At 68.5% G+C, this 10674-nt stretch carries 10 protein-coding genes; 9 read left to right on the top strand and 1 reads right to left on the bottom strand.

Annotated elements, in window-relative coordinates:
• The 9 genes from cysC to ABSF49_RS06790 form a co-directional block, all read left to right on the top strand.
• Nucleotides 1–843, top strand: an 843-nt coding sequence (cysC, locus tag ABSF49_RS06830; protein ID WP_424111884.1) for an adenylyl-sulfate kinase, incomplete at its 5' end; no start/stop codon positions are given.
• A gap of 137 nt (nucleotides 844–980) precedes the next feature.
• Complete coding sequence (locus ABSF49_RS06825; RefSeq protein WP_424111883.1) at nucleotides 981–2570, top strand: ABC transporter substrate-binding protein; 1590 nt, start codon at nucleotides 981–983, stop codon at nucleotides 2568–2570.
• Between the two features lie 57 nt (nucleotides 2571–2627).
• The gene (locus ABSF49_RS06820; protein WP_424111882.1) at nucleotides 2628–3641 is read left to right on the top strand and encodes an ABC transporter permease subunit; all 1014 of its coding nucleotides are present in this window, start codon (nucleotides 2628–2630) and stop codon (nucleotides 3639–3641) included.
• Nucleotides 3631–4554: an ABC transporter permease subunit gene (locus ABSF49_RS06815; protein WP_424111881.1), complete on the top strand. Its 924-nt coding sequence runs from the start codon at nucleotides 3631–3633 to the stop codon at nucleotides 4552–4554. Before ABSF49_RS06820 ends, ABSF49_RS06815 begins: the two co-directional genes overlap by 11 nt.
• 2 nt (nucleotides 4555–4556) lie before the next feature.
• On the top strand, nucleotides 4557–5552 hold the full coding sequence (locus tag ABSF49_RS06810) for an ABC transporter ATP-binding protein (protein ID WP_424111880.1): 996 nt from the start codon (nucleotides 4557–4559) through the stop codon (nucleotides 5550–5552).
• Nucleotides 5549–6511, top strand: a complete 963-nt coding sequence (locus tag ABSF49_RS06805) for a dipeptide ABC transporter ATP-binding protein (RefSeq protein ID WP_424111879.1) — start codon at nucleotides 5549–5551, stop codon at nucleotides 6509–6511. The genes ABSF49_RS06810 and ABSF49_RS06805 overlap by 4 nt, the downstream gene beginning before the upstream one ends.
• Complete coding sequence (locus ABSF49_RS06800; protein WP_424111878.1) at nucleotides 6490–8118, top strand: GMC family oxidoreductase; 1629 nt, start codon at nucleotides 6490–6492, stop codon at nucleotides 8116–8118. The genes ABSF49_RS06805 and ABSF49_RS06800 overlap by 22 nt, the downstream gene beginning before the upstream one ends.
• Before the next feature lies 1 nt (nucleotide 8119).
• The gene (locus tag ABSF49_RS06795; RefSeq protein ID WP_424111877.1) at nucleotides 8120–8593 is read left to right on the top strand and encodes an MmcB family DNA repair protein; all 474 of its coding nucleotides are present in this window, start codon (nucleotides 8120–8122) and stop codon (nucleotides 8591–8593) included.
• A gap of 111 nt (nucleotides 8594–8704) precedes the next feature.
• Nucleotides 8705–9247 carry a YbhB/YbcL family Raf kinase inhibitor-like protein gene (locus tag ABSF49_RS06790; RefSeq protein WP_424111885.1) on the top strand — a complete coding sequence of 181 codons (543 nt, stop codon included), beginning with the start codon at nucleotides 8705–8707 and terminating at the stop codon, nucleotides 9245–9247.
• Here the strand turns inward: ABSF49_RS06790 and ABSF49_RS06785 are convergent.
• Nucleotides 9225–10625, bottom strand: coding sequence for a COG3904 family protein (locus ABSF49_RS06785; protein ID WP_424111876.1), 1401 nt, complete (start codon nucleotides 10623–10625; stop codon nucleotides 9225–9227). The genes ABSF49_RS06790 and ABSF49_RS06785 overlap by 23 nt on opposite strands.
• Between the last annotated feature and the right edge of the window lie 49 nt (nucleotides 10626–10674).

Genomic DNA, 10674 nt, shown 5'->3' with positions numbered 1-10674 from the left:
GGCGCGCGCACCGTCCCGGCCTCGGTGACCGAGCTCAAGCACCGCATCGACGTCGACAATTTCGACAAGCTCGCCGCCAAGACGCTGGCGCTCAACGAGGTCGGCTTCGCCAATCTCGCGCTTACCGCGCCGGTCGCCTACGATCCTTATGCGGAGAACCGCGAGACCGGAGCCTTCATCCTGATCGACCGCGCCACCAACGAAACGGCGGCGGCGGGGATGATCGCCCACGGCCTGCGCCGCGCCACCAACATCCACCGCCAGGGCCTCGCCGTCTCGCGCGAGGCGCACGCGGCGATCAAGCACCAGCGACCGGCGATCCTGTGGTTCACCGGCCTCTCGGGCGCCGGCAAGTCGACGATCGCCAATCTGGTCGAGAGCAAGCTGATGGCGCGCGGCGTCCACACCGCCTTGCTCGACGGCGACAACGTTCGCCATGGCCTCAACAAGGACCTCGGCTTCACCACCGCGGATCGGGTCGAAAACATTCGCCGCATCGCCGAAGTCGCGCGGTTGATGACCGACGTCGGGCTGATCGTGCTGACGTCCTTCATCTCGCCGTTCCGCGCCGAGCGGAAGCTGGCGCGCGAGATCGCCGCGCCCGACGAATTCGTCGAGATCTACGTCTCGACGCCGCTGGAGACGGCGATCGCCCGCGATCCCAAGGGGCTCTACAAGCGGGCGCTGGCGGGCGAAATCAAGAATTTCACCGGCGTCGACCAACCCTACGAGGCCCCCGAGGCGGCCGAATTGACGCTCGATGCGTCGATCTCGTCGGCCGAGGCGCTCGCCGACCGCGTCATCGCCGCGCTCGAGGCGCGCGGGCGGATCGACCGGCTCTAGGCGGCCCTGCGCCGCCGCCGCCGCTCGTCCGCGCCCATTGCGTCATGGCCGAAAACGGGCCTAGATGGCGCCCAGCCGCCTCCGGGGGAGCCGCGCAGAGCGCGCGGGCCCGGAGGCGTTGTTCTAGGGGAGCTTCGATGAAATCTCTCGTCTTCGCCAGCCTTGGGCTGGCGGCCTTGCTGGCCGGCGCCCCCGCCGCGTCGGCCAAGACTCTCGTCTATTGCTCGGAAGGCAGCCCGGAGAACTTCACCCCGGCGATCAACACCACCGGCACCAGCTTCGATGCGGCGATTCCGGTCTACGACCAATTGACCGAATTCAGGCGCGGCTCCACTGAGGTCGTGCCCGGACTGGCCGAGAGCTGGGATATCGCCGACGGCGGCAAGACGATCACCTTCCATCTGCGCAAGGGCGTCAAGTTCGGCTCGTACAAGGACTTCACCCCGACGCGCGACTTCAATGCCGACGACGTGCTGTTCTCGATCAATCGGCAGTGGAAGGACGACAGTCCCTACCACAATGTGTCGGGCGGCAAGTACGACTATTTCAGCGATATGGACATGCCGACGCTGCTGGATTCGGTCGCCAAGACCGACGACTACACCGTCGTCGTCAAGCTGAAGGAGCCGAACGTCGCCATCCTCGCCAATTTCGCGATGGAATTCATGTCGATCGGCTCGGCCGAATACGCCGACTTCCTGCTGAAGAAGGGCACGCCGGAGCAGTTCGACCAGGCGCCGGTCGGCACCGGCGCGTTCGCGTTCGTCGCCTATCAGAAGGATTCGGTGATCCGCTACAAGAAGAACCCCGACTACTTCGGCGAGAAGGCGCTGGTCGACGATCTCGTCTTCGCCATCACCCCTGACGCGACCGCGCGCTACGCCAAGCTGAAGGCGGGCGAATGCCACGTCAACGGCTATCCGCGGCCGGCCGACATTGCGGAAATGGAGAAGGACGCGTCGCTGAAGGTCATTCACGCGCCGGGCCTCAACATCGCCTATTGGGCGTTCAACAACACCAGGCCGCCGTTCGACAAGAAGGAAGTGCGGCAGGCTTTGTCGATGGCGATCGATCGCGACGCGATCATCAAGGACGTCTATCTCGGCGCCGGCGTGAAGGCCAAGACGCTGATCCCGCCGACGATGTGGTCGCAGGACGACAAGATCGCCGACACCCCGTACGACCCCGAAAAGGCCAAGGCGATGCTCGCCGCCGCCGGCGTCAAGACGCCGCTCGACATCGACCTGTGGTATCAACCGGTGCAACGCCCCTACAACCCGAACGGCAAGCGCATCGGCGAGATGATGCAGGCCGACCTCGCCAAGATCGGCGTCAACGCCAAGCTCGTCACCTTCGAGTGGGGCGAATATCGCAAGCGGCTGCAGAACGCCGAGGACGACACGGGGCAGATGGGTTGGACGGGCGACAACGGCGATCCGGACAACTTCTTCTTCCTGCTCGGTTGCCCGGACGGCAAGCCGGCCGGCAACAATATCCCGAAGTGGTGCAACGCTGAGTTCGACAGCCTGCTCGCCAAGGCGCGCACGCTCCCCGACCAGGCGGAACGCGCCAAGCTCTACGCCCGCATGCAGGAGATCGAGCACGACGACGAGCCAGAGCTGCTGATCGCCCATTCGATCGTTTACGAAGCGACGCGCGCCAACGTCGTGGGCTACAAGCAGAGCCCGATCGGCACGCACGCGTTCAACGGCGTCGACGTCAAATAAGCAGGGGAGGGGGCCCGTCCGCTTCGGCGGTCGGGCCCCGACCTCGCCAACGCGCCAATGCTCGTTTATTTCCTCCGTCGCCTCACGCTGACCGTTCCGACGTTCATCGCGTTGATGTTCGTCACCTTCGCGGCGATCCGCCTGGTGCCGGGGGATCCGGTCGAGGTGCGGGTCGGCGAGCACGGCATTTCGCCCGAACGGCTGGTCTATTTCCGCCACCAACTCGGCCTCGATCTGCCGGTCTGGCAACAGTTTCTCGACTATTGCTGGCGGCTGCTGCACGGCGATTTCGGCGTTTCGCTGTCGACCCAGCAAAAAGTGCTGACCGAGTTCCTCACCCTGTTCCCGGCGACGATCGAATTGTCGCTGTGCGCGATGCTGTTCGCGATCGCCATTGGCGTTCCGGCTGGCGCGGTCGCCGCGGTCAAGCGCGGCAGCCTGTTCGACCAGGGGCTGATGACCGTCTCGCTGTTCGGCTACTCGATGCCGATCTTCTGGTGGGGCCTGCTGCTGATCATGTTCGTCTCGGTGAAGCTCGAGTTGCTGCCGGTGGCGGGCCGCATCGATCTTATCAACTATTACTTCGATCAGCCGACCGGCTTCATGCTGATCGACTCGCTGTTGTCCGGCCAGTCGGGCGCATTCCTCGATGCGGTCCGCCACCTGATCCTGCCGGCGATCGTGCTCGGCACCGTGCCGCTCGGCGTGATCGCCCGCATGACGCGCTCGTCGATGCTGGAGGTGCTGTCCGAGGATTACGTACGCACTGCGAGGGCCAAGGGCCTGTCGCCGTTCCGGGTCATCGGCGTCCACGCCTTGCGCAACGCGTTGCTGCCGGTCGTCACCGTCATCGGGCTTTCGGTTTCGAGCCTGCTCGCCGGCGCGGTGCTGACCGAGACGATCTTTTCCTGGCCCGGGGTCGGCCACTGGCTGATCGAATCGATCAGCCGGCGCGATTACCCGGCGTTGCAGGGCGGGGTGATGCTGGTTTCGACCGTGGTGATCGGCGTCAACCTCGTCGTCGACCTCATCTATGGCGCGATCAATCCGAGGATCCGCCATGGCCGCTGACGTCGCCGTCCCCGCCCTGTCGAGCGAAGAAGCGGCCGAGGTTCTCGCCCAGCCGACGCCCATCGCCGCGTTCTGGGCCGCCTTCCGCGAGAACCGCGGCGCGGTGTTCGGCCTCGTCGTCATTTCGGCGATCGCGCTGATCGCGATCTTCGCCGACTTTCTCGCGCCGCATTCGCCGATCGAGCAGTTTCGCGACGCCGTGCGCGCGCCGCCGATCTGGGACGCGGGCGGCACGTGGCGCTACGCGCTCGGCACCGACGGCGACGGGCACGACACGTTGTCGCGGCTGATCTACGGCGCGCGCGTGTCGCTGTTCATCGGCCTGTCGGTGATGAGCGTGTCGTTCGTGGTCGGCGTCGTCCTCGGCCTGCTGGCCGCTTCGGTGGGGTCGCTGGTCGACGTCGTCATTACCCGCGTCATGGATCTGATCATGGCGGTGCCGAGCCTGGTGATGGCGATTCTGGTCGTCGCCGTGCTCGGCCCGAGTCTCGCCAACACCATCGTCGCGGTGACGATCGTCTATCTGCCGCGCTACGTCAGACTGGTGCGCGCTTCCGCGCTCGGAGAGCTGACCAAGGACTATGTCACCGCCGCCCGCGTCGCCGGCGTCGGTCCGCTGCGCATGATGGTCGCGACCGTGCTGCCCAATTGTCTCGCGCCGCTGATCGTCCAGGCGGCGCTCGGCGTCTCCGACGCCATTCTCGAAGCGGCGGGCCTCGGCTTCCTCGGCCTCGGCGCCCAGGCGCCGACGCCGGAATGGGGCACGATGCTCGCCGACTCGCGCGAGTTCATCCGCTCCGACCCGTGGATCGTCGCGCTGCCCGGCCTGGCGATCCTCGTCGCCGTCGTCGCGATCAACCTGACCGGCGACGGGCTGCGCGACGCGCTCGATCCCAGAATGCGGCGGAGCTAGCAATGGCGCTGCTCGAAGTCCGCAATCTCACCGTCGCCTTCGCCACCCGCCACGGCGACTTCGTCGCCGTCGACGGTCTCGACATCACCGTCGATCGCGACGGCGTGCTGGCGATCGTCGGCGAATCCGGTTCGGGCAAGTCGGTGGCGATGCTGGCGGTGATGGGCCTGCTGCCGTTCACCGCCAGAGTGACCGCCGAGCGCATGACGTTCGACGGCGCCGATCTGACCACGATGACGCCGGCCCAGCGCCGCCGCATCGCCGGCAAGGATCTGGCGATGATCTTCCAGGAACCGATGTCGTCGTTGAACCCCTGCTTCACCGTCGGCTTCCAGGTCAACGAGGCGCTGAAGGCCCATCTCGATCTCGACCGCCGCGCCCGCGCCAAGCGCGTCGTCGAACTGCTCGCCGAGGTCGGCATCCCCGATCCGGCGCGCCGCGCGCGCGCTTTCCCGCACCAGCTTTCGGGCGGCATGAGCCAAAGGGTGATGATCGCGATGGCGCTCGCCTGCCGGCCTAAGCTGCTCATCGCCGACGAGCCGACGACGGCGCTCGACGTGACGATCCAGGCGCAGATCCTCGATCTGCTGCTGTCGCTCAAGCAGCGCAACGGCATGGCGCTGGTGCTGATCACCCACGACATGGGCGTCGTCGCCGAGACCGCCGATCGCGTCATCGTCCAATACGCCGGCCAGCAGGTCGAGGAGAATACGACCGACGCGTTGTTCGCCGATCCGCGCCACCCCTACACCGCCGCGCTGCTCGCCGCCTTGCCCGAGCGCGCGACCGGGCGCCGGCTGCCGGCGATCCCCGGCGTCGTTCCCGGACAGTTCGATCGGCCGCAAGGCTGCCTGTTCGCGCCGCGCTGCGCCTTCGCCTTCGACGCCTGTCGCCGCGCCGCGCCCGGCCGCGCCCCGGCGGCGCTCGGCCGCGCCTTGTGCTACACGCCGCTCAGCGGCGGCCGGCCGGCGCCGGCGGGCGAGGGAGCGGCCGCATGAGCGCGGTCATCGAAGCGCGCGGCTTGTCGCGCGACTACCTCGTCTCGCGCGGCGCCTTCCGTTCGTCGGCGGTCGTGCATGCGCTCGACGGCGTGTCGTTTTCGCTCGAGGCCGGGCGTACGCTGGCGGTGGTCGGCGAATCCGGCTCGGGCAAATCGACGCTGGCGCGGCTGCTGACGCTGATCGAACCGCCGAGCGCCGGCGCGCTGCTGATCGAAGGCGAGGACGTCGCGCACGCCAACCACGCCCGCCGCCGGCGCCTGCGCCAAGACGTGCAGATGGTGTTCCAGAATCCCTACGGCTCGTTGAACCCGCGCCAGCGGATCGGCAAGGCGTTGGAGGAGCCGCTGCTCGTCAACACCCAGCAATCGGCGGCCGAGCGCGAGGCGGCGGCGCGCGCGATCATGGCCAAGGTCGGCCTGCGGCCGGAGTTCTTCCACCGCTATCCGCACATGTTCTCCGGCGGCCAGCGCCAGCGCATCGCCATCGCGCGCGCGCTGGTGCTGAGGCCGAAGATCCTGGTGCTCGACGAGCCGGTGTCGGCGCTCGACGTGTCGATCCGCGCCCAGGTGCTCAACCTGCTGGCCGAGCTGCAGGAGGAGTTCACCCTCGCCTACGTCTTCGTCTCGCACGACCTGTCGGTCGTTCATCACATCGCCGACGAGGTGATGGTCGTCTATCTCGGCCATGCGGTCGAGATCGGCGGGCGCGAGGCGATCTTTTCTGCGCCGCAGCACCCCTATACCCGTGCGTTGCTGTCGGCGACGCCGGTCGCCGATCCGACCGCCAAGCGCAAGCGCATCCTGCTCAAGGGCGAGCCGCCGTCGCCGATGGCCCCGCCGCCGGGTTGTCCGTTCAATCCGCGTTGCCCGCTGGCCTTCGACCGCTGTCGCAAGGAAAAGCCGCCGCTCGAAGCCAAGCAGGGGCGCGCGGTCGCGTGTTGGGCCACGACGCCGTGAGCGAAGGCTACGACTTCATCGTCGTCGGCGCCGGCTCGGCCGGCTGTGTGCTCGCCAACCGCCTCTCCGCCGACCCGCGCCATCGCGTGCTGTTGCTCGAAGCGGGCGGCCGCGACAACTGGATCTGGCTGCACATTCCGGTCGGCTACCTGTTCGCCATCGGCAATCCGCGCGCCGACTGGCGGTTCAAGACCGCAGCGGAAAAAGGGCTCAACGGCCGCGCGATCGCCTATCCGCGCGGTCGGGTGGTCGGCGGGTCGTCCGCCATCAACGGCATGATCTACATGCGCGGCCAGGCCGCCGACTACGACGGCTGGCGCCAGCTCGGCCTCGAGGGTTGGGGCTGGGACGACGTGCTGCCGTTCTTCAAGCGCCATGAGGACTATCATGGCGGCGCCGACGCGCTGCATGGCGCGGGCGGCGAATGGCGGATCGAACGGCCGCGCGTCGCCTGGCCGATCCTCGATGCGGTGCGCGACGCGGCGGCCGAGGTCGGCATCGCCAAGATCGACGACTTCAACCGCGGCGACAACGCAGGCTCCGCCTATTTCGACGTCAACCAGCGGCGCGGACGGCGCTGGAGCGCGGCGCGCGGCTTCCTCAAGCCGATCCTCGGCCGGCCGAACCTGCGCGTCGTCACCGGCGCACATGTCGAGCGGCTGATCTTCGAGGGCCGGCGCGCGGTCGGTGTGCGCTACAGCGCCGAAGGAATCGGCTGCGAGGCGCGCGCCGGCGGCGAAATTGCGCTCGCCGCCGGGGCGATCGGCACCCCGCAATTGCTCGAACTGTCGGGCGTCGGCCGTCCGGAGATCGTCGCCTCGCTCGGCCGCGATCTGGTCTGCGCTTCGCCCGGGGTCGGCGAGAACCTGCAGGACCATCTGCAATTGCGCACGATCTTCCGCATATCCGGCGCGCGCACGCTCAATGTCGAATACCGCTCGCTGTTGCGCCGCGCCGGCATGGCGCTCGACTATGCGCTCAGGCGGCGGGGGCCGATGACGATGGCGCCGTCGCAAGTCGGGATCTTCGCCAGGAGCTCGCCCGATTTCGCCTCCGCCAATCTCGAGTTCCACGTCCAGCCGCTGTCGCTCGACCGCTTCGGCGAGCCCTTGCACGCCTTTCCCGCCATCACGCTGAGCGTCTGCAACCTCAGGCCGACGAGTCGCGGTTCGATCCACGCGGTCGGCCCCGATCCGCTCGTCGCGCCGGAAATCCGACCGAACTACCTCTCGACCGAGGAAGACGCGCGCGTCGCGGTCGATTCGATCCGGCTCGTCCGCCGCATCGCCGCGGCGCCGGCGCTCGCGCCGTTCCACCCGGCGGAACATCTGCCGGGCGCGGCGGCCGAGAGCGACGCCGATCTGGTCAAGGCCGCCGGCGACATCGGCACGACGATCTTCCATCCGGTCGGCACGGCGAAGATGGGCCGCGACGAGGATCCGACCGCAGTGGTCGACGCTTCGCTCAAGCTGCGCGGCGTCGCAGGGATCCGCATCGCCGACGCTTCGGCGATGCCGCGCATCCCTTCGGGCAACACCGCCGCGCCGACGATGATGATCGCCGAAAAGGCGGCGGCGATGATCCTCGCCGACGCGGCGGGACGCTGACATGGCCGCTCCGCCGTTCGAAGCGCCAGTCGACGGCCGCCAGTCCGAGGCGGCGCTGGCGATTCGCCGCGGCGTCAGGCGGCTGCTCAGGGCGCGCGGTTTCGCCACCGTCACCGAGTTGCCGCTCGCCAGCGGGCGGCGCGCCGACGTCGTCGGCGTCAACGGCGACGGCGCGCTGCTGATTGTCGAGATCAAGTCGTCGGTCGCCGATTTTCGCGCCGACCAGAAATGGCGCGACTATTCCGCGCATTGCGACCGGCTCTACTTCGCCGTCGACGCCGACATGCCGCTCGAGATCATGCCCGAGGAGGCGGGACTGATCGTCGCCGATTCCTATGGCGGCGAGATCCTGCGCGAGCCGCCGGCGCGCCTGATTCCGCCTGCGGCGCGGCGCGCGGTGCTGCTGCGCTTCGCGCTCGCCGCCGCCGACCGCCTGCACCGGCTCGCCGACCCCGGCGCGGCCTCGGAAACCTGAGAGCCAAAGCAGGGCTTGCGACGGCGCGGCGATTTGGCCAACATGCGCCGCCATCCGAGCGACGCCCAAGCCGCCGGATAGACGTCAGGGAGGATTACGGCAATGCGGAAATTGGCTTTTGCGGCAGCGATGTTGTTGGCCGGCGGCGCAAGCGGGAGCGCGGCGCAATTGACTCTGACCAGCTCGGACATCAAGCCGGGCGCGCGGATCGCCGACGAGCAGGTCGCCAACGGCTTCGGCTGCTCCGGCGGCAATGTCTCACCGGCGCTGAGTTGGTCGGGCGCGCCCAAGGGCACCAAGAGCTTCGCCATCAGCGTCTATGATCCCGACGCGCCAACTGGCAGCGGCTTCTGGCATTGGGCAATGTTCGACATTCCCGCCAACGTCACGTCGCTGCCCAAGAACGCCGGCGATCCCAAGGCGACCCTTGCCCCAGCCGGCGCGATCCAGGGAAACAATGACGCTGGCACGCAGGGCTATTTCGGCCCGTGCCCGCCCAAGGGCGACAAGCCGCACCACTATCACCTCCAGGTCTTCGCAGTCGATGTCGACAAGCTCGACGCCGACGCGAGCGCTACGCCCGCAGTGGTCGGCTTCAACCTGCACTTCCACACGCTCGCCAAGGCGACCCTTATTGGGATTTGGGGCCGCTAGCAGCAGGCGGCGCGTCGGCGGCGCGCGATGCGATCGGCCGCGGCGGGCACGCCTCCTCGAACAGCGCGGCCGCGCCGTCGGCGGCCAGCGGCCGCAGTTCAACGGGCGCGGGATGGGGCGCGTCGGGCGCGGCGGCGTCGGCGATGAAACTGACGATCGCGCTGCCGCCGCTCCGCCTCAGCTTGCAGAAGCTGTGCAGCGATGCGGCGAGCCGCCCGGGCGCCTCGGCGGAAAGGCGGCCGGTGCGGAATTGGTCGCCTTGCGGGTAGAGGATGAGATAGGCGCCGGCGCCAGGCAGGTCGAGGACCGCGCCGGTGTCGGCGTCGCGCACGGACAGCGTCGTCGTCATCGTCGCGCCGCCACGGCGATAGGCGAACGTCGCATCCAGCGTCGCGCGGCGGCCGTTCACCGGGTCGGCGAGCGGCGCCGACGCCGTAGCGGCGAACTGCGAGGCCGAGCGCGACTTGGCGTCGATCGCGAGGCCGGCGAGCCCGCTCGGCTGCGCGTCGGCGAGGATCGGATTCGCCCGGTCGACCCACGCCGTCGCCAGGCGCGACACGCGCAACTCGTCGGCGCTCATCCAGTGGATGGACTTGGAAGGCGTCGTCATCGTCAGCTTCATCACCGGATCGGCGACGCCCATCTCGGCGAAATAGTCGGCGACGTCGTAGTCGACCGAATCGTCGGCGACGAGTTTGGCGGTAGTGGTCGATTTCTGCTCGCCGACGAAATGGCGCGACAGCTCCAGCTTGATGCCGGCGAACTTCAGATAGTGAACCTTGTAGAGCTTCATGACCTGCGTTTGCCGGATGACCTCGGTCATCTGATGGACGCCGATGTAGGACTGCGGGCTGATGTAGCGCTCGACGCCGCCGGCGAGCGCCAAGGTGCAGGCCGAGGCGCAATAGGCGCCGCGCGAGTCGGCGACGCCCTTCGCTTCGCCGCAGGTCTTGGCGCCCTTCGCGCAGGGCGCAAGCGTGGTGTGGGCGACGACCACCGCCAGGCGCTTGGCGCGGATCAGGCGGCCCATCGCCATCGCGTCCTCGACCGCGCCGCCGGCCGAATTGATGACGATCGGCAGACGGCGGCCGCCGGTGGCGTTGAGCATGCGCTCGAGCGCGTCGGCGGAACCCGTGACGATCTTGCCCTCGGCGGAAATCCATTCCGGACAATCGGGCCGGCAGGCGGCGTTGTCGCTGCGCACCCTGACGAAGCGCATCGGCGCGGCGGCGTTCGGCGCCGCACGCGGGCCAGCCGGCGCATGGACAAGCGGCGTCCCGCCCTCCGCTGCGACGCTGAGGACGAGGGAGGCGAGAAGCGGTGCGGCGCAGAAGAGAAATCGGCGTGCGCTGATCGAGCGGAAGCGGACCGACGACATTCCTCGCATTATCGCGTCGTCGCTGCGCAATGTCGAGGCCTTTGGCAAT

Source organism: Roseiarcus sp., from assembly GCF_049514155.1.
Lineage (GTDB): Bacteria > Pseudomonadota > Alphaproteobacteria > Rhizobiales > Beijerinckiaceae > Roseiarcus.
This window is presented reverse-complemented; position numbering and strand designations above follow the sequence as displayed.